This window comes from Burkholderia sp. FL-7-2-10-S1-D7 (assembly GCF_001524185.1).
In the GTDB taxonomy this organism is placed as follows: Bacteria; Pseudomonadota; Gammaproteobacteria; order Burkholderiales; family Burkholderiaceae; genus Burkholderia; species Burkholderia diffusa.
On sequence record NZ_LOWY01000074.1, the window covers coordinates 243597 to 266754 of the forward strand.

Here is a 23158-nt window from a genome sequence, read left to right on the forward strand (position 1 = left end):
TTCTATTCCTTGCTGGTTCGCGATATTGATCAACCTGCCGACGGCGGGATTTCCTTCGGCGAACCGCTGACGCGCACGCTGTACGTCGACGTCACGATTCCATCGACGCCTGCCGACCACGTGTACTGACGCACCATGCCGACGAACAGAAACTGCGCACCGTTCCGGAATGTGACGCGGAACACTCGCTTTTCGCCAGTCCCGCGAGCAGCCCGGAGAGCCAACTGACCTTCGTCGTCGGACGAATAGTTGCCGTCTACCGAGAATTCGCCCGGATCCGGCAAGCCCAGCTCGAATTCCTTCTCTTCGCTCGCGAGCGTCGTCACGTCGATTTCCGACGACTGGCCGCCCTGCCATTGGATCGTCTTGCCAGTCGTGTTCAAATCGACGAAAACCAGCGTCTTGTCATCGAGGTCCGTCGAAACAGTCTTCGACACCTCGACCTTCGTTCCCTGCGCCTTGATGCGCTTGCTTTTCTCGGCCATAAGCCCCTCAAATGAAAATGGCCCGCACTCGGCGGGCCAAACAGAAAAATGAATTGCTTAAAACTGGACAGACAACTCGATACTCAGCCGGAAATCACCCGTGTCGTTCGAATAGTCGTCAGGCAATTCGCTGATCCCACCGACGTCGAACCGACCGCTCGATGACGAGCGATCAATGATCTGATCGACAAGCGAGTCGGCCTCCGTATAGGTTTTCGCGTAAACGTCAATCTGAAACATGCCCGACTTGCCGCCGGTCACTCCGCCAAGCGCCATATCGCGCTCACCGCTCACGCGCGACACGACGTAGTACGGAGACTTCGCAGTCGACGCGGCAACGGACACGTAGCCCTTGGCGACGCCCACTGTCCCTATCGTGTTACGGACAATCAATGCGCTCAAAACCCACCCCCAACCACTTCGTCGATCGCGCGAGCAATTTCGGTTCGAATCGCACCTTCAGCCTGCGCGATCGATGCATCGAACGCCGGTCGCATGAACGGCTCGGACTTCATGTGCTGCGCGCCAAGCTCAACGAAACGCCAGTAGAACGCGTTATTGGGCGAATCCTCCTTCCCCTTCGTTCGAACACGAACACCAGCAGTCGCCACACCTGGCGAGTCCTTCTGCCGCAGCGAAGCCGAAACGATGTTCCGCTTCAGCTTCCCCGTCTTTTTCGGCGCTCGCGCACGGGCTTCGTCACGAATGACTTTCGCACCTGCCAACGTTGCGCGTCGGAGTGCCTTCGTCGACTGCGCCTTCGCGAGCTTGGTGAAGTCGGCTTGCAGGTCTGCGAGACCAAGAATCTGGATGCTAGACATACTTCTCTCCCACCTTTACTGACAGGTCGAGATAGCCACGCATACGGGCCGGCAGCACCGCCGTGATGTCGTACAGCCTACCGTCGTACCGCACACGCATCTGCTCGTCGATTCCTGCCCGATAGCGAATACGCATGCTGGCGACAGTGGAACCTCGAACCGCCCCGGAAACAACGTGTTCTTTCCCGTTCACGAACAGCACGTCGGCCCACGGCCGTGCATGCACGACCCACGCCCCCGGCAACGTTTCGCCGTTCTCGTTTTCTTCCCCGCTCGGCCGCTCGATGACGATTCGCTCTTTTAGTTTTCCAGCCTTCATCAAAACCTCGGCGGAACGGTGATCGAATCGAGCAGCAGGTCCGCGTAGCCGTCTGGCATCTGTGCGATTGCCTGGCCTTCGGAAAAAAGCTCTCGATGATCGTAGGCCCACGCGGCCGCAAGCAACATCCACGACCGCACCGACGGATGCTTTTCGATGTCGACACCAGCCTGATACGTGATCGTCACAGCCCGCGCGTTCGGCCAGTGAGTAGCACCAAGCAGCGCGCACAACGTTTCGCGCCCGAGCTGGACAAGCTCATACCCTTTCGGGTCGAGTGTCGACGCCGTGCCGGTGCCGTCGCGCATTTCGATGCTGTCGACGCGCAGCACTTGACCGACCGACAGCGGAAAGTCACTGACCGGGAAGGCCGCCAGCCGCTCGAAGTAGCGAGCTTTTCGAATTGCGGCCCCCGACTTCCGTTCGGCCGCCTGGCGCGCACCGGGAATCACCGTGCGCTCGATGAAATCCCGTTCTTCGTCGTCATCGATTCGACACTGAATCGCAACGTCCTCGAAGGTAAGCGGCTCCGTGTCGTCCAGGTATTCGACGAGAACAGCAGCCATCTGGGATTACCCCTTTGCCACGGGCTTGCCCGTGTCGGCCTTCTGCGACGCTTTCGCCTCCTTCGATTCCGGCACGGATGCCTCCGCGATTTCCGCATCGACGAGCCGATCGGCGTGCGCGTCCTCGAAACCCGCGATATCGCCGGGCGTGTATTGCGCGTAATGCCGCTTGAACTTGACCACCTTCATGTTTTTCTCCGAACGGCGGCCCGATCACGACGGATCGAGCCGCACGGTTGCGACTACGCTTACGCGCCCCAGGTCACGCCGGACAGCACGGCGATCGACTCGACGTGACGCGGGCCGAAGTCGTTTTTCGCGATCACGCGGATCAGCGTCTGGTCGCGTTGGAACGCGCTGACCACTTCGCCGCCAGCGTCCTTGTAGGTCGCTTCCTTGCTGTAGTCGATCTCGAGCGTTTCCGCTTCGCCGATGAACACGTCACCGAAGTCGGTGAAGTAGATTTCCGACTCCTTGCCGGCGTCACCGAGATTGACGGGCACCTGCGTCGTCTTGCCGACCGGGTAGCCCTTGAGCATCCCGTTGGCGAGCTCGGGATAGACCTTGTTGCCGTTCCCGTCGCGCATACCCTCGAGGAATCGGAACGTGCGGGGAGCCATGATCCAGCCGGGTTGCGTCAGATTTGCGTCGGCGTTTTCGAGCGCGAGAATGGCCTTGCCGAGATCCGTCTCGATCTTTTGCAGCGTCGAGCCGTCACTCGCGGTGATGACGTTGCTGGCAAGAGCCCAGAAGCGCAGCCCCTTCGGAGTGTTCGCCGTGCCATCGTCGCGGATGAACGCCTTGTCTTCGCGCGCGCCGATCGCGGACGTGAGATCGTTGACCACGAGCTGGTCGACGTTCGGGTTCACGCCGGAATACTTGATCAGATCGTTCGCGATCGGCACCAGCGCGGCGAGCTTCTTCGCCGTCAGTTGCAGGTCGTCGAATTGCTGTTGCGTCGCCGGGATATCGCTGTCCGCACCGATGTAACCGACGATCGCACCGCCCTTCAGACGCGGGATGGTGATGTTGCCGTTCGCGAGCGGCAGCGTGCGCGCGCCGAGCTTCCGAACAACCGACTTCGGACGCAGCAGTTCGATCACTTCGCTCGACAGGTTTTCCGGCACGAGCACGCCGCCCGCGCTCGACGAGAGTGTATTGAGAGACATCGCGACTTCCTCGCCGAAACCACGCTCGATCGCCAGTTTCGAAGCAAGCTGCGCGTCGCCACGCGCCGCCGCGAGAGCGCGAACCATACGTGCCATCTTCGCGCCCTTCACTTCCGGGACCTTCGGCTGTGCAGGTACGGACGCCGCACCCGGTGCAGTGACTGCGGCCGGCGTCGGATCGACCGGCACCGCGGCGGCGGCGGCCATGCGCTCCGCGGCTTCCGCGCGCTCGATTTGTGCGGTCAACTCGTTGAATTTCGAGCTGAGCTGGTCGAATTCGGCCTGCTGTTCGACCGACAATGCGGTGCCGCCCAACTCGATCTGAGCCAGCGCTTGAACACGCTGGTTGATGGCAGCGCGTTCGCGGCGGAGTTCATTGACGTTCACTTACCCTTCTCCTAAAAAAAATGCCACCCGAAGGTGGCTTTGTTCAACTGAGACGCGAACGCGCTCTGGTGTTGATCTGGAAAATTCAATTTCTCGCGAACGGTTACATCATCGCCCGCATATTCATCGCCACCGCACGGGTCGACACACTACGTCGGGCGCTCCCGCTCTGACGCTCGGCTCGCGATGCCCGTACTTCGGCGGCGATCCGGTTGATCGCTGCCTGAGGCGTCTCGATGCTGTCCGCCAGCCCGGCGTCGACGCCTTGCTGCCCGAAGTAAACGCCCGCCTGCGTGTCCTTCACCGCCTGCGTGCTCAAGCCACGGAAGTTCGCGATCGCATCGACAAACTGCTTGTAGCTGTTTTGCACCATGCTGGTAAGGAACGATAGCGACTGATCGCTCAGCGGCTCATGCGGCGTCAGGTCGTTCTTGTGATCACCGGCAAACACTGACGTCACCTTGATCCCCTGCTGCTGGTCACGCTGCGAGACGTCGAGATGGTTGGCGATCACGCCAATGGAACCGACGCCCGATGTGCGGCTGACGATCACCTTCGAAGCCGCGGCCGCGATGAGATAGCCGCCCGAGAAGGCCGAAAAGTTGACGATGGCCGTGATCGGCTTGACCAGCGATGCGGCGCGAATGTCGTCAGCCAGTTCGAACGCACCGGTCGCGCTGCCGCCATTGCTGTCGATATCGAGCACGATGTGCTCGACAGCCGGATCAGCGACCGCTTGATTCACCGAGGAACGCAAGCCCTCGTAGCTGGTCATCGGCTCGCACGGATTCATGTGCGCCGAACGCGACACAAGGATCCCCGACACAGGAATGATGTCCATGCCGGTATCGGCAACCAACGCTCGCCGACGCTCGGATGCCGCCGCCATCTGCGCACCGCTGTCGTAGTCGTCATCCTCCATGATTTTCGGCTGCGCGCCGTTCACGGTCAGGTTGACGATGTTGAGGTTGAGCGCCTGGTTCGCCCACTGAACCGCGAGAGACATCATCGGGTCCGTGACGAGCTGCGGTTGATTGAAAATCAGACTTGCAAGTCTGAGGTGCGGCTTCAAGATAGGATCCTCCCAATTTCGTCGAGCGCCGCTTTCGTCGGCTCGGTCTTGCCAGCGGGGAATTGCTGCGGCTTTGACGCATCGACCATGTTCATCGGACTCAGGTAGATGTCGCCGCCATTGACCGGCGGCATGTTTTCGAGCCGCCGGATGTCGTTGATCGACAGCCAGCCCCACTGGCGCCCGACTGCATACGCGGCGTACCGCGACGATTGATCGCCGCGCAGCAGCCCCGCGAGGTTGTATTCGATGAAATACTGCTTGCGCTCCGAAGGCAGCAAGAGGTCGCGCATCTTCGCCTGTTCGTGCCGCTTGACCCACGGCAACAGCGTGTAGATGACGAACTGGAGCGACTGATGCTCGATATTGCTGAATGTGGCCCGCTCGAGCTCGTTCACCATGTGAGCCGGGATCTTGTAGATCCGCGCGATGTCGAGCGCCGACAGGCGCAGTGCGTCGATCAGCGCTGCGTCAACGTTCGTCATCGACAACGGCTTGAAGGTCATGCCTTCTTGCAACAGAGCGACTTTCTTCGCGTTGCCCGACCCGCCAAATTTCGCGTTCCAGCCGTCCGTGATTCGGTCCACGCTGGCCTGATCCTTCAGCGCCGGACTTTCTTTCGGCCTCTCGATAACGCCCGATAGCGCGGTGCCATTCATGAACGACTTTCCAGCGTACTGTTGGATCGCTTGTGCATGCCCGATTGCGTTTGCATGCAGCAGAACCGGTGACAATCCGGTGTAACCGTTGGTCGACATCCAGCGAACGTGATGTACCAGCCGCTTCGGCATCGGTTCGGAACCGTAGACTTGATAAACGGGCATCAGGTCCGAACCCTTCATGACCGTCACCGCCTCATTGTCGAGCGGATACAACCCTTGGATAACCCCGTCCTGATCGCGATCGATGAAGCTGTAGCTGTTGCCGCGCAAACCTGCCGCGACCTGCGACTGCTCCTGGTACTCAAATGGGGTCTGCCAGGGGTTCGGCTCGTACTTCAGGATCGAATACAGCGGATGGTCGACTGCCGGCTTCCTGTCGTCGCCCGAACGTTCATACAGTTCGATCGGCAACTGCGCGATGCTCTCCGAAAGCAGCGTGACGCAGTTTTGCAAGACCGTCAGCGACAACGCGCTCGCCGGCGTAACCACCTGACCAGCATCCGACCGGGCGCTACCTAACAGTGCCGACAGCCATCCTCCGCCGCTCATTTGCGTCTGACTGCCACTGGACAGCAATTGCCTACTGAAGAACATCGGGCTACTCCTTCGGCTGCCCGGCTCGAGGTACACGAGCCGCCGCCATATCCGCCAAGAGCGCCCACAACAGAAGCAGGACACCCGCAACAATCAGCCCGATCGGCAGACTGATCAGCACAACCCCCGTGACCAGCAGCGCAAACCCGAGCAGGCCGGCCACCCAGGCCGCAATGCCAATTGAATTCAAACGCCTACTCCTTGATCGTAGATCGACTCAGAATTGACTCGATCGGCCAGCATGGCTCGACCTATCGCCATGATCAGCGCAACCGCGCCGTCGATTTTGTTGTCGTTGCCCTGCTTGATTGGGCGCACGACGTCGTCATTTCCCGGCAGGTTCTTGCCGATAACGTTGCTGACGCACCAGGTCATGATCGGGTTGCCGTCGTGATGGAACCGGCCTGACGTAATCGCCGCCTCCAACTCCTTCATCGGGTCCGACATGTTCGTGTAGTTCTGCACGATCGTGACCGGCGTCAGCCCTTCGTCCTCGAGCTGATGAGATAGGTTCGTTGCGCCATGCGGGTCGAGTGGCGTGCATTGCACCGGGCACACCCGGTTCGCATCCTTCGCCTCTTCCAGGATGTCGCGATAGTCGATCTCTGCACCGTCCGTTTCGAGGAGAAAGCCCTGATTGACCCATGCCTGATACCGTTCCGCCATCCGGCGGTTTTCGGTGGTGCGGACGGTGTCCTCGGGCACCCAGAAGCGCGGCGCGACACAAAAGTAGTGCCGCCGCCCGTCGATGTCGCGCCACAAAAGCCGCGCCATGCTGTTCAAGTCGAGCTTGCGCGCCATGTCGAGCGCGAGCACGCAGTCTTGTCCCTCGAACTGTTCAAGGGTCAGCGTGCGGTCTTCGCAGGCCTTCCAGTCTTCGAGGTTGAAATAGCCCGTCTTCGCCGACGTCCAGACGTTCAGATGCTTCGTCTTGAACGTGTTTGTGAATCGCGCCGACTTGATCGCGCGCTGCTGCTGGCTCTCCAGATACTCCTGGTAGACAGAAACTCCGATATTCGGATTCGCCTTCGCCAGCACGCGCGGATCGGTCCAATCGTCACCTTCGTCAATCGTCCAGATCCACCCGAAAAGCTCGTCGTCGGGAACCGTCCCCTCGAGCATTTCAATCACCTGCCGACGCTTGTCGAAGCAGGGGCCTTCGATGTTCGCGCCGGCCGTCGTGATGATGAACATGAGCGGCTGACGACGCGCGCCCATGCCGGTCAGCATCGTTTCGTACAGTGCGGCGCTGTCGTGCTCGTGATACTCGTCCACAATCGCGCACGAGGGCGACGCGCCATCGCCGGGGTTGCCTATGATCGGCTCGAATCGACTCCCATCGGCCGGCTTATTCATGTTCGAGGCATTGACCTCGATTCCAGCCGATTCGATGAGCATCGGCGAGCGCTTGACCATCAACTGCGCCGGCCGAAAAACTTCCCATGCCTGCTTTTCAGATGTCGCACCCGAATAAACCTCCGCGCCAAACTCGTCATCAAGCACGAACATCCCGATACCGACGCCGGCCGCGATCACGGATTTGCCGTTCTTTCTCGGTACCTCCCAGTAGCTCTCGCGAAACCTGCGCTTGCCGGTGCGTTTGTTGAGCCACCCGAAGGTCGCCATCAAGCCGAACTTCTGCCACGGCTCCAGCGTTACCGATTGCCCCTTGAATGCCCACTCGCCTTTCGTGTGCGGCAGCAGTTCAATGAGCTCGAGCTTTCGCTCAGCGGCTTCCGGATCGAACTTCCAGCGGAAATCCTTCTTTCGGCTCGCCGCAAGGTCGTCAAGGTGGCGCTTGCAAGCAAGTTGCACATACCGGCAAGCCGCGCGCTTGCCACGAACGACTTCTCGCGCGAACTTGAGCCCCTGCTCTACGCGCGGGAAATTCGTCGCCATGTCTTTCAATCATTTGCCGAGCAGCTTCGCGAAGGGGTTGTCTGGTGTTTTCGGTTTCGCGCCGACCAGGCGCTGCCGGCTCGCCGGGTCGAGCCCTAGCATTGCGCCGAAGCTAGCCATTTGCGCCGCAGCCTCCTTCACAACGGTCGCGGCCGGATTCTTCATCGGACTGCCTTGCGAGCTGTCAACAACAGGGCCGTTGCGAGTCAACTCGTCCTGAGCAGTACGCCAGTTGCCGTAGGCCGCACAGAAGATTTCGACAATGTGCAGGTCGGTCACTTGCAAGATTTTTTGCCCGCAAAGCAGCGGAACAACGCGCTCCCACATGTCACGCGCCTCGTCGCAAATCCATTCTGGCGGCTCGATGTTCGTGACCAAGCCGAAATCCGGCTCGTCCTTATTCAGCGCACGTTTGCCGGGATTTCCCGCAGCGACTTTCCGTGCGGTCGGCTTGGGCTTTCTGCCCCGACCCGGCACTGACGCTATACCTCCCATTGGCCAACTCCTGAATTTTTAATTTCGCGGGCGTAAAAATTCGACGAGGCGGGCGGTCCCGAAGGCGACGCCTCTCAGACTTTTTCACCCCCCTCCCCACCTGCCCCGCCCGCCGGGCGGTCGACGACAGGGCTCGACCGCGCCCGCGTCACTGCAGCCGCTCGCGCGCCGTCTTCGTCGCATGACAGTCGCGACAGATTGCTTGCAGGTTCTCGTCGCGGTCAGTTCCGCCTCGCGCTTTCGAAACCACGTGGTCGACCGCAGTCGCCGTCGTCACTCGCCCAACCTGCAAGCACGGCTGACAAAGACCGCAGTCGCGACGCAAGATGCGCAATCTGATCTTTTCCCACGCGCTGCCGTATCCCCGCGCATGCCGGTTGCCGCGCGCTGCATCCGGCTTCCACTTGACGGCCTCGTGCACGTGCTGATCGCAGTGCGACTTACCATCCGCGACGAGCGCACCGCATCCCCGGTGCTTGCAGGGCTTCATCGGTCGGGCGGGCATAGACGTACCTTATGCGGATTGGACGCATAAACGAAAAAGCCCGCGAGGCTTTCACCTTGCGGGCTTCAATAAATGGTCGGGTAATGAGATTCGAACTACCAACTCCAGCCGACAAGGTCAGGCGGGCGGTCCAACCCGGGTCAATGCCCAGCCAACCAGGCAAGCCTCTCGAGTCATCTTCGGCCTTCAACTTACACCCCGCCTCAAATGCCACTCGATCACGTGATGGCACAAAGCAAAAAGCCCGCTTGCTGTCGCAGAGCGGGCTTCGCTGTTGGTTGCGGGGATAGGATTTGAACCTATGACCTTCGGGTTATGAGCCCGACGAGCTGCCAGACTGCTCCACCCCGCGGCCGCGATTGTAGGCGAAATTGCGCATCACTGCAATCAAAAAAGCCCGCTTGCTTTCGCTTGCGGGCTTCGCTTGGACGCACCTCGCGCCCGACGTCGTCAATATAACGAAACGCGAGCGAGTTTACAACCCCCAAGTTAATTTACTCTTGGATCAGGAATCGATTCCGATTCTTGGCATCCTTGATCCAGGCCGGCGCGCGGCCACGGCCCGACCAGGTCGCGCCGGTCTTCGGATCGCGGTACTTCGCCTCCGTTGGCGCCTTCGTTTGCGTTCCTGACTTGCCACGACGCGCACCGAAAATGTCTTTCTCGGTAATGCCGTATTCCGCGACCTTGGCACGGATCTCTTCGACAACGACCTGAAACTCAGCTAGGCGAGCAGCTTCTGCTTTCTCAGCCAATGCCTCCGCTTGGGCTTTCAGTTCCTTGTAGGTTGCCATGCATTCCTCCAATTGTTGTGTTGTGCATATGATAGACCCTTTGGCTTAAGCGAAGGAGCACATCGATATCCTGCAAGTGCGGATTCCAATGGAAACCTCAGTTACCCGCAGGAAACCGCACGACTTGAATTTCAGAGGGACAGTAACGAAGAAGCCCACGCGGCTTCCCGGGTGGGCTTCATTTAGGCGCACCTCGCGCCCGAGGTCGTCAATCTAGCGAAACGAGAAGGGGTTTACAAGTACTTTATGTGTATCAGTCTGCGTCAGACCAAACAGACAGCTCCAGATCGAATGATTCATCTCGGCCAGAACGGGACGCTCGTCCGACGTCCGTCTTGGACACTCAGACGACTGGTCTATTGTGCAAGCGGCCATCAAACCACCGAGAACGGGTGGCCCAACGTGAGCCGCCCCGGCATCCTCCAGGTAATGGTCAAAAGCAATTAATCCCTTTGCATGTAGCCAACCATCAGAATGGCGCCGACGGCCTGTAACGGAGTTGGAGAAACTGCGAACAGTCGGCGCCATCAGAAGCGCGGCTAGACGATTGGATTGCCACCGTTGTACGCGACAATATCTGCTGTCGTCGCGTTCATTGCATACAAGGCGGCCTGCACTTCAACAGGAATCGGAGTTTTCCATGCTGCTTCACCCTGCAACACTTCATCCTTTGTATGGTAAAGGTCGAACGTCAAATTCACGTTTTCCCACGCAACTTGGTAGTCAGGTGGCAAATAACGCTTGACTACGAAGAGCGTCGGTCGGCCGTCCCCGAAGGATGATCGTTGAATGAGTATGCCATCAGGGACATCGATACCAGCGTCTGCTAAGGCCGTGGGATTAAGGATGGTATTGCGCACAAACTCGGGCCGATCTTCAATCGGTAGATCGTACAGTTGATCAAGGAGCGCTTTGAAGCTTGGATTAAGAACAAAGTCTATCAGCGTGTCATAGTGAACACGCATGACGGCACGTAGATCAGCAGGAATAGGCTTCGCCATCTTAGTCTCCCCCGCCGGCGCCACCACAGGCGGTGGCGGCGCCGCCGCATGCACAGGCCCACTTCCCGGCCTCAGGGTCTATATTCTTTTTAACACCAAGATCGTTCTGTGGAATCCCCAATTGTCTCGGCATTGGAGACCATTTGTCCGGCATCTCTATTTGTATTTCTTTTCCGTCTCCCCCGAGAATATTAGCCAAATCCAGATACAAGTCCGGATAATTATCTTTAAGCGACGGAAGAGCATCGGGACGGTTTTTGGCGAGAAGCGAGATAATTCTCCGACCTTGTTCTATATCGACACTTGCTCGATTTCCATACTCCCCCTCTTCGAACACTCGGCTTGAAACACGCATCTCTGGCGGCATCGGCACGCCAAGTGACTTCAGCGCGTCGGGCGTCAGATTCACAGCGGCCATTTCGTAACGGTCCTCGATAGGAGTCGCCCGGAATGACTGCATCTGTTCCAAAAAAGCCGGGTGTGTTATGGCATCCAATACGGCGTCCGTTTCCTTCTGTAGCGCTTCCCGTGTTAGTTCCATTTCATCCTCAAGAATTTTTATTCAGAATCGAGGCGATATCGGTGAACTAATCCCAACCGTGAAACACCAACCTCGGCGCAATCTTACGGTGCGTAAGTGACTATAGGAGGTGCGTGAGATATCGGCAGTGATGGTTAACTCGAATGTTGGACAGCTTAGAAGTGTGTCCTACCAAACAGGTGAAGCAAACTGACCTGATTGAACCGACTCTCAAGGACGAAGCTTTCCGAACTCCTTGCAATTTTGGCTGCAACTCGCACGAACGACCGTCGTAGGTCGAACACGGCCCGATGAGGTGACGCCATTAGAGAGACGAGGTATAGCCTTACGCGCGTTGAGCCGGGTGTGGCTCCCTCAAGAGGCCACGCGCTTTCACGCGCGGATACAGCGCTACCTTCGCCGCCTGATAGCTCGCATGCGCGTCCGACAGGTCGAGTCCGCGCGGATTGCTCCAGACTTTTGCGCGGCATGCTTCGTTCATTGCGCCGATTCGCTTCGCCTTCATGTGTCGCTGGATTGCTGCGCGCTCCTGCCACGTCAGAGCGTCAACGCACACGTCGACCTGTTCCGCCCGCTTCTTCGCCGCCTTCCGGTCTGCCTCTTCCGCGCGCTCGTCGGACGTCAGCGTGCGTTCGTCTTCGGAGAAGCCACGGCACGACGGATCGATGCGCCCATAGCCAAGGCTCGGCACATACCCTGCCTGCCAGTCATACCATTCGCAGAGCAGTTCTTCGATCTGGTTGCTTTCGTCGATCGTCATGTTGTTCCCGTTTTCGATTTGCTTGAGTGGCCGGTGATTCGTCGTTACATGACGACGGTGAAGTTGATGCCGTGATGCGTGAGCCAGTCACCGATCGCATGACGCATCGTCCGGTTACGGGGCCATGGAAACGAGACCTGCGTTCCAAGCTCCGTCTCGGTGACCTCTCCTGAGAATGGGCATTCGTCGAACGCGATGAGATCCGCTCCCGTTAGCCCATCGAAGTGACGAATCGCCGAGATCAGAAGCCGCTCAGGCACGTCGCTGTATAAGATGCACGCGGCAGCACTCATGTCTCATCCCTCAGGTCGATTTCGCGTGCTCCACTGGCGAGGAACTGCCCGAGCACACGCGACTTCTGGTTGTCCACCCAATACAGCTTCGTTCGGAACACGCCCGGCGCGACCCAGCGCGGATCGCCCTTCGCGATATGCGTTCGGTACATCTCAGGAACGAACACGTCCGCCTCAACCGCAGCTACCAGTTGCCGCTTCACGGTCGGAATGCGCGCCAGCCGAAATACAGTCGCATCGATCTTTCGCGTGATCTCGGTGATGACCATCGCCCCCATGCCGCGCTTACGGGGCGTACTACGCAACCCCGCTGGGATATGCACCCACATCCTCACTGGCAATTTGCCTCTCCCATCTTTCGGGACCGAACCGGCTCCCATTCCTCAAATGCCCGATCCCACACATCGAACTTGACCTGCTTGGGTGTACCAACGCGGTTCTGATCAATCCACGCGTGACACGCGCTGCAGCCGGGAACCGTGAATTCGTTTTTCGCCTTCATAGCCCCAGCCTTCCCGTGGCGCGATTGGTTCGAGTGGCACGGCACCACGGTTTCGTCGATTGGATTCCGCCGACAAAGGCCTGGCACGCGCAGATAACAGGGCTCGCCGCGGCAGGCCTCCAGATACCTCGAACCTTCTGCGACGGTCGGTCGTCTCGGGCGGCGCCTCTTCGTCACCTGCTGCGGGGCCGCTCCCGGCAACGGCGAACTCTTCCGGGACCATGACCCTCGCGACATCGGCTTCGTGCGCGGTTTGAATCCTGAGCGCTTCATGCCGACGCTCGCCCAACATCGACCATCGCGCGTATTGCCGGAATGACCGTGGCAATTCCCACCTCGAACGCGACATGCCGGCGTTTATCGGCCGGTATCACCTCGTTTGATGCTGGGAACGCTTTGCCAGTGAGATGCAACTCGTAACCTTTCCTGCCCCGCCGCCCCAGCCTGATATACCCGGTAGAAATCAGACGGTTCACAGTGCGCTTCATGCTGTCAGGCGTGGATCGGAGCTGCGATGAAAGCGCCCGCAACGTAATGCCGGGACTTTCTCCAAGGCGCTCACAGATGCATCGTTGCGTGAAGCTCATCTTTTCGCCGCTCATCAGAATTCCTCCGTTTGCCAACCACCGCCGTCCCTTGCACGACCGGCCTTCACCGCAATGAACCGCACCGGGTACTGATCCGCGGCGACCTTCACCTTCACGCGCGCGTCGTCTTGCCAGTGCCCCTTGACCTCATGCGCCTCGAGCTGGCCGTTGACGAGCATCACCGCGAAGTCCGGCGTGTAGAACGTGTTGTCAGCGAGCCGGAACTTGATGCCCTCGAAGCGATACCAAGCGATCTCGCCCGCCTGCTTCCGCGCCTCAAGGTGATCGGCGTACCGCTGCTCGGTCTTGTTCATCTCGCCGGTCCTCAGGCGCCCGAGTGCTTGCATGCGCTCCTTGGCGTCGGGCTGGCGGTATGCCGGCGTCAGCACGGACGGCGCACCGATCCCGTCGCCGATATCGTCGAAACCTGCGTCGACTTGCGGCCGATTGCCCGTCGCATCGAACACTGCCTTCTGTGCCGCCGTCATCTTCGGGCGCGAGTCATCGCGAACGCGAGCCGTACCAACCGTTTTCACAGCGGCGTCGACCCGCATCGGCCAGGTTGTTCGTTTCGTCATGCCTTCCTGTCGCTATCCACGTAATTCTTCAACTCACGGCGCGCCGTCTCGGCTGCCGCATTTCCAAAGCGTTCGCGCACCGATGTGATGAGCGCGTGCGCCTTCCCATTCCGACCGGCCCGGGCGTCGCGCACCGCTGCCATGAACCGCTCGCGACACTCGCCGGCCGTCATTCCGCTGCCTGCTGCGCGACCTGTTCGCGCGGAATGTCGTTGAAATAGGCGTACAGCGATTCGTAGCGCTCTTCGCTCTCGCGGCTAACCGTGCGCAGCATGTCCTCCATCCACTCGCCTGGTCCGGCTGCCTTGAACACCCGCGCCTTGTACTGCTCGAACACCTGATTCGGTTTTTCCTCAATACCAAGCTGCTTGCCTCTCTCGCGGATGCCCGGCGCGGTCTTCCACCAGTCCGGTGCGACAGTGATGCCAGCACCCGATGACGTCGCGGCCACGTCCCCTTTCAGCGGGAACAGGCCCGTCCAGCCACGCAGCACTGCCTCTTCGATGCATGCCGTCGGGTCTTGCCCCAGCGAACGCAGCTTCGCCAGCTTCCGGATCGATACGGTTGCCGCCGGGCGAGTCCACGGGGCGTCTTTGTGCTTTGCCTCGCGGTGCTCACACCACATGTCCCAATCCTCGAACGTCAGCCAGTCGGGCAGTTCGATCGAGCGGAGCTCGGCATGCGACGCAACTCGCGGCGCACGCCGTGCGCCTTGGTGGTTCTCTGATGGTTCCTGTGGTGGTTCATGGTGAATCGGGTGCAACCCATTGCACCCTTTTGCGAAACCCGTTGCACCCTTTGTGTCTCTCGCTGCACCCTTTTTGCTGCCCGTTGCACCCTTTTCAATGGGTGCATTCGTTGCACCCTTTGAGCCAGCGGAAATGGGTGCAATCTCTGCACCGTTTATCCAGTCGGGATTGATGCGGTATTCGCAGGCACGGCCACGGCCGCCAGCCGCATTCGCGACCAGGATCAACCAGCCGCGCTCCACCATGCTCTTGATTTGGTACTGAACTGCGCGCGCCGAGCGGCGCGTCTTTTCGGCCATCGTCTCGATGCTCGGGAAAATGTGCTCCCCGTTGTCGTCGCAGTAGTCGGCCAGTTTCAGGGCAAGCAACAGCTCATGGTCCTCGCCCGGATACCGGTCCCACACCATCGTTTGGACCTTGATGCTCATGCGGCCTCGTCGACCATGCCGAGCACCCACCGGAGAGCGTCCGCGCGCTCGCCCGTCGCCGTCGCCAGTTCCGCGGCAATCTGCTTTCGGGTACGCATGCGAGGGGCTGCATTGCCGGTCAGCGCGGCTTTCTGCGCGCGCGACCGTTCATGCCCTTGCTTGCCTTCCCCAGCCGCAATAACGACTTTCACCTTTGCACGCTGTTCGGCAGGCTCAAGCTTCCCCAACGCTCGCGCATGCGTGACATTGATCTGCCCGGTGTCGACGGCCTTCTGAACGTCCTCGCAGCAGTCGAGCAAAGCTACGGTCACGCGAACTGTCTGGACGTTGCACCCAAACAGAATTGCTACATCGTCCTCGGACCGCATGCGCAGCTGGCGCGCCATCTTCGCCGCCATGGAAAGCGGTGTCTCTTGTTGCCGGATCGCGTTCTCGCTGGCGATCGCGGCCGACAATACCGATGCGCGCTCGTTGCGCGCGAGACGGCGGACAATTCCTGGCACCGTGATCGGCGGATCGCCACGATCGATCAATCGACGATTCGCTTCCCGGGCAGCCTTTACGCGTTGCCGCCCGGTGACAACCTGCACCTCACCGGTATCCGGATCTTTCGTCACCTCAATCGGCTGGATCACGCCTTGGAACATGATGTTGCGGACCATGCTCTCGTCGACCGGCCAATGAACCCGCTCGTCAAAGAGCGGATGAGCCGGATCGATTACAAGCATGAGCTTGTCGGGATCGAAGTCGAGCGCGTTTCCCTTGCCCTTCGCTCCGTAGACGTCGATGGAATTTTTTGCCATTCGAGGATCCTCAGTGACCGCACGGCACGGAGCCGTCGAGAGATTCGAGCGCGCCGCACGACAGACACTTGCGCGGATACGTCGGGTGTTGGCTGGCGTCGCGCACTATGCGCCGCACTTCGTGGGAGCCGATCTCGTTCCGCTCATGCGTATCGGCCGATTGGTTGATCTGCGTGGTTTCCATAAATCTCGATCTATTAGGATTACTGAACCCGTATAGAAACGTTCTCCGTCGAAAACGCTTTTACCCGGGCCCGTCGCTTACATCACCACCGGCCGCCACACTCCCCGAAACCTTCACGTGCGCAGTGGCAGTTCACGCCGACCTTGCTCATCGTCGACAGCCCGTCCAGATACTCCCGCGAGACCACGCGCAGTTCGAGCGCATTCAGCCCGGCGTCGATCTTGTTGATCGGAACGCCAAGGTTCCCCGACAGGAATCGGCTCACCTGCGAGTCGTCCCAGCCGAGCGCATCTGCCACCGGCCCGCGGCTGCGCGGATCGCTCAACGCTTCCCGGAATGCCCGCTCGATGCTCGGTTTCCGGATAACCTCAATGGTGCTCATAGCAACTCAACTCCGTTCAAATCTGATTGAATGACCTTGAAGGTCGATTTTTCTAAACTTCAAGCATCGAATCTCGATGCAGATCGGACTAAGGCGAGGGTTCCGGCCCTATCTGTAGAATTAGCAGCTCTCACACAACCATTCCGATACGGGGAACCCTCATGAAACTGAAACTCAAATCTGTCTTCCTTGACGGCGCACAACCCAGCGCAATACTGACTGTCGAGGGCGCTGATCCGCTTACACAGCTTCCGGTGCAGCTTCCTCAGTCTGACGTCCGGAACCTGACCATCGTCGAGATTGAGGAACTCGCCATTGCCGAATGGAAACGAGTTACTGGCGCGTAATACGCGCCCATAGGCTCATATCGCCGTCGATCCGAGATGCAGTCTCGCTTTCGATTTTCGCGGTCATCCGGCGCTCGACATCTTCGAGCGCCGGCCGGATTAGCCAGCGGACCACACGTGTGTACAGGCGCTTCACACAACCCTCTTCCATTGAACCCATCTCCATATTGAGATCCCGATGAAACTCGACCGCGAATATCAAAAGGAAGTCTTGACGGCACTTGCTGAGATTTACCCTTCTCTGGGACATGCTGAACTCGTTGGCGATGTATCCGAAGAAGCGCGTTCAGCGAACCTCTACTACTTGGCGGAACACGGGTTAATCACTGATTCCGCGAAACCCAATCTCGATAGCTCCTTCCACTACCAGCCAGCGCGCATCACAAAAGACGGGATGGATTTCCTTGCTGAGGATGGTGGTCTCTCTGCAATCCTCGGCGTCGTGACGATCAAGCTGCACGAAGACACAATCAAGTCGCTCATCGAATCGAAGATCATGGAATCCGATCTACCTGCCGGCGATAAGCCTCGATTCGTCGATGCGCTTCGATCACTGCCTGCCGACGCCACAAAACACCTAACGATGAAGCTACTGGACTTGGCGCTGTCTCACGCGCCGGGCGCACTTCACGCAGTACAAACGGCTCTTCACATCGGTTCGTGATAGGCCCTGGTAAGCGCTCGAATCGGCCCCAGCCAACCTCAGGTCCGAGTTCAACCCAGAATTCGATCAACTCACTGGACGACTCTATGACTACATGCCCATTTGCAAACACAATGGAGTCGAAGGGAATGTTCACTCGGGTGCTCTCCATCCAGGGACCGGGCTTCGGACGGTCGAACCAGAGACCAGACGTGCATACAGGCGCTTCATACGATCTCCTCCTTTTGAGCGAGTTCGGGCCAGATCAGATGCCAGTCGTCCGGACGAAGGTCGCGACGCGAAAGCCGCCCCTCGCTGAATTTCTCGATCTGAACGCACCTCTTTTCAGAGATTGCGCTTAGTCCGGACGCCATCTGAGATAGATACGATGAGGAAACACCAAGGAACGCAGCCAGCTTCGAAGCCGTGCCGCGCTCGCTCGTCGAGATGAATTCTTTGAGGTTCATGATCGGCAGTTTAGTTGACGCTAAACCGACGGTCAAGTGAATACTAATTTAGAAGAGTCTAAACTTTGGACATGACGATCCAAGACATTCGCCGGGCGAATTTGCGCCGCTGGACTGAGCAGCATGGTGTTCCTAGCAAAGAGAAGAGCTACTTCTCTCAGTTGCTTGGAGGGACGTCATTTGGAGAGCGAGCGGCTCGACGCCTCGAGGCCGAGTACGGCATGGGCGACGGCTACTTGGATCTACCGAGCGCCGACATTGAAGAGCGGAATGCAGCATCACCGTCCCCGCTCGATGTCAGCCCGGAGGCCAGATCCCTCATCGATGCGATTGCCGCCGCTGACAAAGTTGGGTTGTCGCCAGATGTCTTTAATGCGTTGAAGGAAACGCTCAGGGTCTTTGGTTCGCTGACTCGTCCTCAGGGCGGCACATTTGACGTGGAAGATCCAAGCCGCTGATCGGTGTGAGATTCCAGTCATGCATGAGTGCCGATGTACATCGGCACACCCTTCCGGTGTTCAGATCCCGGGCGACAACACCGGGCCCAAGCAACTCAGTCAGCCAATCGAAACCTGCACCGCCGTGTCGCTCGACCACTCGGACGAGCAATCCAATCCTTTCTTTCACGCTGCATTTCGTGACGATCGCCAGATCGCCCGGTTTGCATCGCAACCCCGCCCTATCTTCGTCGTATCGCACACGTACCCTCGCCGTATTTATCTCAAATTACTGTATGCATGTACAGTAGTTTAGCCAAGTTCACACACACCTTTCAACCAAAAATTCAGCATGTACTTAATGCGCGTCTCGCGTTAGCCGAAGCGCGGTGTGGTCGCTCATGCCAAAAGTACAGAATTTACTTGACTGTGAGTTTAGTGTTTTCTAATATCCGTCTCAACGCAGTCACGAAACGCTGCGGCACCGCCCCAAGCGGATCGCTCTCTAACAATCGAAGGTAAGCCGAGCTTGCTCACGCAAGCGACAGGCCGGCGCGATCTGCGTCGTGAGTCAGGGCGGACATAGCGGAAAGCCGCTGTGCTTCGAACGAGCCTGATGCAAGACAGCCAGCAACACGTGTCCGATGGCGTCGTAATCGACACAAACCTCGCGCGGCCCGGAGCCGGCACAGTCGGGAGTAGCCGGGCGCGCGAGCGATGCAACAGCTTTCAGTGAGGGTGCCTCAAGCCGTCGCGGCGGCTCTAAACTGCCCGTAAGGGCATACGGTCTCCTCGTGGTGGAACCGAGGCTCCCTCCCTGAACGCTGTTGCGAACCACGCTCTCAAGTGCGCGCATTCGAACGCGGATCCTCCGCACCAATCAACCGACCTGCAGCGCAAACAGGACGTCGAGTGCGCGCCCTTGAGAGTTTCGACCGCGCTGATCGCACGGCATTGATCGCCAGTGCCGTTCGTTGAGCGCAGTCAGGCCGCCAGGAATCTACCCGGCCTCAATATATTTCGGATAACGAATCTATGAACACATTACTTGTTGGTGTCGGTCTCGGTGTTTTCGCTTCAGCCCTGCTACTCGTCGTCGCGTTTGATATTCGGCAAGGGCCGGACCGGCAGCGTAAGCAGTGACCAACGCAACACGAAGGAGAACGACATGGCAGCACATCGGGCACGCACTACTGATTACATCGTGATGGGCGAGGACTATTTCGTCGCCCATCTGGACGACGGCGGCATCCGAATCGGAATGGTCGGCGGCCGCTCTTACGACGTGCCGGCCGGGCATGCGTACTACGACCGCATCCGCGGCTGCACCAACGAGCGCGACGCCGAAGACTACTTCGACGAGCTGTACACAGCCATCGACGCCTGACAACTGCTCCCGCTACAGGAGAACGATGATGACCATCGCAAAACCGACCTTCGAAGAACTCGGAACGCTTCTGCGCATCGCCGGCACGCTTATGGAAGTCACTGGACTGATGCCGGCGGTTCTGCTCGGCGAGGACCGTGATCACGCGAGCGACAAAGTGATGATCAGCGCAATGCTTGACGAGGGAATCAACCCGACGCGCGCTGCGGAATTGCTCAACTTGAGCCTCGAAGAAATCGCGCGTATCGAAGCCTGACCGATCACCCCCGTTGCAGGAGAAAGATCGGAAGCGAACCGTGCCGCATCTATAAAGCTAGTCGCAATCGACTAGCAGCAGTAGGAAAGGACGCGGCGACGTACCTGGTGTTAGCGCACCCGGCACGCCCCGCACCCGCAGTGCGCACTGCGAATCCGGCAAGGCCACGTCACCCCTGCAGAGGCGGACGAAGGCTATCACGGATGGACTCACTTGGCCAATAGATGCAACCAACACCAATCATTCCTTGGCTCGGCGGCAAACGCCGCCTTGCCGACAAGCTGATCCCGCTTTTCCCTCCGCACGAATGCTATGTCGAAGCGTTCTGCGGTGGCGCTGCACTCTACTTCCTCCGACCCGTACCGGCCCCGGTCGAGGTCATCAACGACGTCAACGGCGAATTGGTCAATCTCTACCGCGTCGTGCAGAACCACCTGGAGGAGTTCGTCCGCCAGTTCAAATGGGCGATCAGCAGCCGGCAGGTGTTCAAGTGGCAGCAAATGACACGGCCCGAGACCCTGACCGACATTCAGCGGGCAGCCCGGTTTTTCTACCTTCAGCACCACGCGTTCGGCGGAAAAGCCGCGGGACAGACCTTCGGCACGGCCACGACAACGCCATCAGTCAACCTGCTGCGGATCGAAGAGCAGCTTTCAGCGGCGCATCTGCGCCTTGCCGGCACGCATGTCGAAAACCTTCCGTGGAGGGAGTGTGTCGAGCGGTATGACCGACCGCACACGTTCATCTACCTCGACCCACCGTACTGGCAGACAGAGGGATACGGCGTCCCATTTGGGTTCGAGGAATACGAAGCGATGGGCGCGTTGATGCGCAATGCGCGTGGCAAGGTCATGGTCTCGATCAATGATCATCCGGACATCCGTCGTGCTTTCGACGGCTTCCACATGCTCGAACTCGATATTCGCTACTCGGTCGCCAATCGCAATGGTCGACCAGCTACCAGCGGCGAACTTGTAATCACGAACTGGAAGCCTGGGGTGATGGACGGCCTGTTTTAGTACCACTCCACCACGCTCCGAACATAGCGACGGCCGCGCATCGAAGCCGGCCTCGACTGATTACCCATGAGGAACCAACGATGACAACTGTCACAAAGGAACAGATTTATGACGAGCAGATTTCGCCGCTCATGACGCAGATCATCTCCATCTGCAAAGAGCACGGGATTCCCATCGTCGCGTCGTTCTTCACACCCGGCGACGACGATCCCGAGCTCGCGGTCACGACCGCTCTGCTCGGCAACGGCTTCGAAGCACCGAAGAACTTCAGCAACGCTCTGCGCGAACTCCGCCCTGAGCTATTCGGTGGAGCACCGTTGATGCTTCGCACCGAGCACGGCGACGGTGGCACGACGCTGACCGCCATCGTCTGATACCTGCGGCGCCAGGCCAAATGACAACGTGAGGTAACGATGAATCGAGATTGGATTCCACTCTGTGTGATCGCCGGGTTCTACCTGCTTGTCGGCGCCGTTGCGCCGCCGATCGAAGCGCTGATGGGAGTGTGGTCGTGAAGGCTCTTCTGATCCTGTGGCTCAAGAGCCTTGGCGTGCTCATTGTGGCCGTGCTGGTACTCGCCACCACTCAGCAATGGGATGAGTCGGCGAGCTGCGAGAGTACCTACTGCACGTAAATCTATGTCTGTCGGATACAGCTTGAGCATCGCGTGCGCCACCTCACAACGTCATGCAGACCGTCAAATATTCAGGGTGCCCGTCGGAAACATTGCATTCAGCCGATCCTGATCGATGACATATTGGTCCACCTCGCCGATCTTAAGCGAAGTCCGATAGGCAAGAGTTGACCAAAGAACGAGCGCGCCGTGCGCAAGATCTCGAAACTTCCGCTCCCCGCCCGGATCGGCGGCCGCAGCAGACCGTGCAAGCAGCGAACTGATGACCAGTTCAGTTTGAGTCGTAAGTTCGCCATAGCTCAGGCCTTCGTCGATGGACATCCCAGTTCCCCGCTTGTTTTGGCGCGAATCGTAGCACGACCACCCTAACCCCAAGCCGCGCAAATTCCAGTGCCTCGGATGCGCGGTTTCTTCTTGCGGGCGGCCTGTTCGGCGCCCGTCTTTTTTCTTCCCAGCTTCAACGGCAGGTGCTCGGACACTCAGTGCGAGTCGAACATCCGCCATTGAGGCTTCATTTCTGATTTGAGGATGCGCATGACTTCGCGTAACCCGTACCTGATTGACGGCCCCGCTCAGATTTGCTTCAGCGGCGGCCGCACGTCGGGCTACATGCTTCACCAACTACTCGAAGCGAACAACGGACTCCCCGACGACTGCATCGTGACGTTTCAAAACACGGGCAAGGAGCGCGAGGAAACCTTGGCCTTCATCAAGGAATGCTCAGAACGCTGGAATGTGCCAGTCAAGTGGATCGAGTGGGATGGTTTCGAGGAAGGTAGCCGTTCCCGATGCCACGTCCGGATCGTCAACTTCGAAAGTGCCAGCCGAAACGGGGAGCCGTTCTCGCGCCTTAATGAGGCACTGGGAATCCTCCCTAACCCCGTCATGCGCACCTGCACGGCGAACCTCAAGGTCAAGGCCGGCAGAGCCTTCATGCTTTCGCAGGGATACGACGAATGGGACAACGTAATGGGCATTCGTGCAGATGAGCCACGTCGCGTTACACGTCTCACGGCGCCAGGCCGAGACAACAGCGGTGGCGAGCCGAATCTCCCGTTGGCTCGCGCGAGGGTTAGCAAGGCCGATGTACTGGCGTTCTGGCGTGCTCAGCCGTTCGATCTCGCTCTGGATCCGGAAGGAGACTTCGGAAACTGCGATGGTTGCTTCCTGAAAGCACGACACAAGATCGTACGTGCATTCGTGACGAAGCCTGAGCTCGCCACCTGGTGGATCAACGAAGAGGCGCGCCCTTCTGGCGCCACCTTCCGCAATGACCGCCCCAGCTATTCCGAGCTCCTGCGAGAGGCTGGCTTCTATGCCAAGCAGATCCCACTGGCATTCCCTGAGTTCAACGACGACGAAGCACTCGCCGACTGCATGTGTGGCGACTGA

At 59.1% G+C, this 23158-nt stretch carries 36 protein-coding genes and 1 tRNA gene; 8 read left to right on the forward strand and 29 right to left on the reverse strand.

What is annotated here, in order from left to right; genetic code table 11:
* Positions 1-29: 29 nt before the first annotated feature.
* From WS75_RS23425 to WS75_RS23540, 27 genes are all read right to left on the reverse strand, one after another.
* Positions 30-485 carry a phage tail tube protein gene (locus tag WS75_RS23425; RefSeq protein WP_059683620.1) on the reverse strand — a complete coding sequence of 152 codons (456 nt, stop codon included), beginning with the start codon at positions 483-485 and terminating at the stop codon, positions 30-32.
* Between the two features lie 57 nt (positions 486-542).
* On the reverse strand, positions 543-887 hold the full coding sequence (locus WS75_RS23430) for a hypothetical protein (protein WP_059683622.1): 345 nt from the start codon (positions 885-887) through the stop codon (positions 543-545).
* Positions 884-1306 (reverse strand): HK97-gp10 family putative phage morphogenesis protein, encoded by a 423-nt coding sequence (locus WS75_RS23435; RefSeq protein WP_059683624.1) that lies wholly within the window; start codon positions 1304-1306, stop codon positions 884-886. The genes WS75_RS23430 and WS75_RS23435 overlap by 4 nt, the downstream gene beginning before the upstream one ends.
* On the reverse strand, positions 1299-1625 hold the full coding sequence (locus tag WS75_RS23440; RefSeq protein WP_082729712.1) for a phage head closure protein: 327 nt from the start codon (positions 1623-1625) through the stop codon (positions 1299-1301). The genes WS75_RS23435 and WS75_RS23440 overlap by 8 nt, the downstream gene beginning before the upstream one ends.
* Positions 1625-2191: a hypothetical protein gene (locus WS75_RS23445; RefSeq protein ID WP_059683628.1), complete on the reverse strand. Its 567-nt coding sequence runs from the start codon at positions 2189-2191 to the stop codon at positions 1625-1627. The genes WS75_RS23440 and WS75_RS23445 overlap by 1 nt, the downstream gene beginning before the upstream one ends.
* A gap of 6 nt (positions 2192-2197) precedes the next feature.
* Entirely contained in the window at positions 2198-2380 is a 183-nt protein-coding gene (locus tag WS75_RS23450) for a hypothetical protein (RefSeq protein WP_059683630.1), read from the reverse strand.
* Between the two features lie 59 nt (positions 2381-2439).
* A complete protein-coding gene (locus WS75_RS23455; RefSeq protein ID WP_059683632.1) occupies positions 2440-3747 on the reverse strand; it encodes a phage major capsid protein in 1308 nt (435 codons plus the stop codon).
* Between the two features lie 103 nt (positions 3748-3850).
* A complete protein-coding gene (locus WS75_RS23460) occupies positions 3851-4819 on the reverse strand; it encodes a S49 family peptidase (RefSeq protein ID WP_059683634.1) in 969 nt (322 codons plus the stop codon).
* Positions 4816-6075, reverse strand: a complete 1260-nt coding sequence (locus tag WS75_RS23465; RefSeq protein ID WP_059683636.1) for a phage portal protein — start codon at positions 6073-6075, stop codon at positions 4816-4818. Before WS75_RS23465 ends, WS75_RS23460 begins: the two co-directional genes overlap by 4 nt.
* Before the next feature lie 4 nt (positions 6076-6079).
* Positions 6080-6265, reverse strand: coding sequence for a hypothetical protein (locus tag WS75_RS23470; RefSeq protein WP_059683638.1), 186 nt, complete (start codon positions 6263-6265; stop codon positions 6080-6082).
* Positions 6262-7974 carry a terminase large subunit gene (locus WS75_RS23475; protein WP_059683641.1) on the reverse strand — a complete coding sequence of 571 codons (1713 nt, stop codon included), beginning with the start codon at positions 7972-7974 and terminating at the stop codon, positions 6262-6264. The genes WS75_RS23470 and WS75_RS23475 overlap by 4 nt, the downstream gene beginning before the upstream one ends.
* Positions 7975-7983: 9 nt before the next feature.
* Complete coding sequence (locus tag WS75_RS23480) at positions 7984-8469, reverse strand: phage terminase small subunit P27 family (protein WP_059683643.1); 486 nt, start codon at positions 8467-8469, stop codon at positions 7984-7986.
* A gap of 148 nt (positions 8470-8617) precedes the next feature.
* The gene (locus tag WS75_RS23485; RefSeq protein ID WP_059683645.1) at positions 8618-8974 is read right to left on the reverse strand and encodes an HNH endonuclease; all 357 of its coding nucleotides are present in this window, start codon (positions 8972-8974) and stop codon (positions 8618-8620) included.
* A gap of 275 nt (positions 8975-9249) precedes the next feature.
* Positions 9250-9326: transfer RNA gene (locus WS75_RS23490), tRNA-Met, on the reverse strand.
* A gap of 142 nt (positions 9327-9468) precedes the next feature.
* Positions 9469-9768 carry an H-NS histone family protein gene (locus WS75_RS23495; RefSeq protein ID WP_059683647.1) on the reverse strand — a complete coding sequence of 100 codons (300 nt, stop codon included), beginning with the start codon at positions 9766-9768 and terminating at the stop codon, positions 9469-9471.
* A 539-nt stretch (positions 9769-10307) separates the two neighbouring features.
* Positions 10308-10769 (reverse strand): hypothetical protein, encoded by a 462-nt coding sequence (locus WS75_RS23500; protein WP_156429858.1) that lies wholly within the window; start codon positions 10767-10769, stop codon positions 10308-10310.
* 1 nt (position 10770) lies between these two features.
* Positions 10771-11310, reverse strand: coding sequence for a hypothetical protein (locus WS75_RS33805; RefSeq protein WP_156429859.1), 540 nt, complete (start codon positions 11308-11310; stop codon positions 10771-10773).
* Between the two features lie 325 nt (positions 11311-11635).
* On the reverse strand, positions 11636-12070 hold the full coding sequence (locus WS75_RS23510) for a hypothetical protein (protein ID WP_059683653.1): 435 nt from the start codon (positions 12068-12070) through the stop codon (positions 11636-11638).
* A gap of 44 nt (positions 12071-12114) precedes the next feature.
* Positions 12115-12363, reverse strand: coding sequence for a hypothetical protein (locus tag WS75_RS23515; RefSeq protein ID WP_059683655.1), 249 nt, complete (start codon positions 12361-12363; stop codon positions 12115-12117).
* Positions 12360-12632, reverse strand: coding sequence for a hypothetical protein (locus WS75_RS23520; RefSeq protein ID WP_257129436.1), 273 nt, complete (start codon positions 12630-12632; stop codon positions 12360-12362). Before WS75_RS23520 ends, WS75_RS23515 begins: the two co-directional genes overlap by 4 nt.
* 62 nt (positions 12633-12694) lie before the next feature.
* Positions 12695-13138 (reverse strand): nuclease domain-containing protein, encoded by a 444-nt coding sequence (locus WS75_RS32730; protein ID WP_082729713.1) that lies wholly within the window; start codon positions 13136-13138, stop codon positions 12695-12697.
* Positions 13135-13467 carry a hypothetical protein gene (locus WS75_RS33810; RefSeq protein ID WP_156429860.1) on the reverse strand — a complete coding sequence of 111 codons (333 nt, stop codon included), beginning with the start codon at positions 13465-13467 and terminating at the stop codon, positions 13135-13137. The genes WS75_RS32730 and WS75_RS33810 overlap by 4 nt, the downstream gene beginning before the upstream one ends.
* Positions 13467-14030 carry a hypothetical protein gene (locus tag WS75_RS23525; protein ID WP_059683660.1) on the reverse strand — a complete coding sequence of 188 codons (564 nt, stop codon included), beginning with the start codon at positions 14028-14030 and terminating at the stop codon, positions 13467-13469. The genes WS75_RS33810 and WS75_RS23525 overlap by 1 nt, the downstream gene beginning before the upstream one ends.
* Before the next feature lie 169 nt (positions 14031-14199).
* Complete coding sequence (locus WS75_RS23530) at positions 14200-15207, reverse strand: helix-turn-helix domain-containing protein (protein ID WP_059683662.1); 1008 nt, start codon at positions 15205-15207, stop codon at positions 14200-14202.
* On the reverse strand, positions 15204-16010 hold the full coding sequence (locus WS75_RS23535) for a ParB/RepB/Spo0J family partition protein (protein ID WP_059683665.1): 807 nt from the start codon (positions 16008-16010) through the stop codon (positions 15204-15206). The genes WS75_RS23530 and WS75_RS23535 overlap by 4 nt, the downstream gene beginning before the upstream one ends.
* A 10-nt stretch (positions 16011-16020) precedes the next feature.
* Positions 16021-16194, reverse strand: a complete 174-nt coding sequence (locus WS75_RS33815) for a hypothetical protein (protein WP_156429861.1) — start codon at positions 16192-16194, stop codon at positions 16021-16023.
* Positions 16195-16276: 82 nt separating this feature from the next.
* On the reverse strand, positions 16277-16576 hold the full coding sequence (locus WS75_RS23540; protein WP_081056699.1) for a DNA-binding protein: 300 nt from the start codon (positions 16574-16576) through the stop codon (positions 16277-16279).
* Between the two features lie 161 nt (positions 16577-16737).
* On the opposite strand from WS75_RS23540, the gene WS75_RS23545 reads away from it, so the two are divergent.
* Together WS75_RS23545 and WS75_RS23555 are read left to right on the forward strand one after the other, a co-directional pair.
* Positions 16738-16923, forward strand: a complete 186-nt coding sequence (locus WS75_RS23545) for a hypothetical protein (RefSeq protein ID WP_059683667.1) — start codon at positions 16738-16740, stop codon at positions 16921-16923.
* A gap of 178 nt (positions 16924-17101) precedes the next feature.
* On the forward strand, positions 17102-17587 hold the full coding sequence (locus WS75_RS23555) for a hypothetical protein (protein ID WP_059683674.1): 486 nt from the start codon (positions 17102-17104) through the stop codon (positions 17585-17587).
* Between the two features lie 206 nt (positions 17588-17793).
* Here the strand turns inward: WS75_RS23555 and WS75_RS23560 are convergent, their stop codons facing one another.
* A complete protein-coding gene (locus WS75_RS23560; RefSeq protein ID WP_059683751.1) occupies positions 17794-18033 on the reverse strand; it encodes a transcriptional regulator in 240 nt (79 codons plus the stop codon).
* A 71-nt stretch (positions 18034-18104) separates the two neighbouring features.
* On the opposite strand from WS75_RS23560, the gene WS75_RS33820 reads away from it, so the two are divergent.
* From WS75_RS33820 to WS75_RS23585, 5 genes are all read left to right on the forward strand, one after another.
* A complete protein-coding gene (locus tag WS75_RS33820; RefSeq protein ID WP_059683677.1) occupies positions 18105-18491 on the forward strand; it encodes a hypothetical protein in 387 nt (128 codons plus the stop codon).
* A gap of 1147 nt (positions 18492-19638) precedes the next feature.
* Positions 19639-19857: a hypothetical protein gene (locus tag WS75_RS23570; RefSeq protein WP_156429862.1), complete on the forward strand. Its 219-nt coding sequence runs from the start codon at positions 19639-19641 to the stop codon at positions 19855-19857.
* 25 nt (positions 19858-19882) lie between these two features.
* Positions 19883-20113 (forward strand): hypothetical protein, encoded by a 231-nt coding sequence (locus WS75_RS23575; protein WP_059683682.1) that lies wholly within the window; start codon positions 19883-19885, stop codon positions 20111-20113.
* A gap of 224 nt (positions 20114-20337) precedes the next feature.
* Positions 20338-21132: a DNA adenine methylase gene (locus WS75_RS23580; protein WP_059683685.1), complete on the forward strand. Its 795-nt coding sequence runs from the start codon at positions 20338-20340 to the stop codon at positions 21130-21132.
* 80 nt (positions 21133-21212) lie between these two features.
* Positions 21213-21506 (forward strand): hypothetical protein, encoded by a 294-nt coding sequence (locus WS75_RS23585; RefSeq protein WP_059683688.1) that lies wholly within the window; start codon positions 21213-21215, stop codon positions 21504-21506.
* A gap of 323 nt (positions 21507-21829) precedes the next feature.
* On the opposite strand, the gene WS75_RS23590 is transcribed toward WS75_RS23585, so the two are convergent.
* A complete protein-coding gene (locus WS75_RS23590) occupies positions 21830-22087 on the reverse strand; it encodes a hypothetical protein (protein WP_059683691.1) in 258 nt (85 codons plus the stop codon).
* Between the two features lie 213 nt (positions 22088-22300).
* On the opposite strand from WS75_RS23590, the gene WS75_RS23595 reads away from it, so the two are divergent.
* Entirely contained in the window at positions 22301-23158 is an 858-nt protein-coding gene (locus WS75_RS23595) for a hypothetical protein (RefSeq protein WP_156429863.1), read from the forward strand.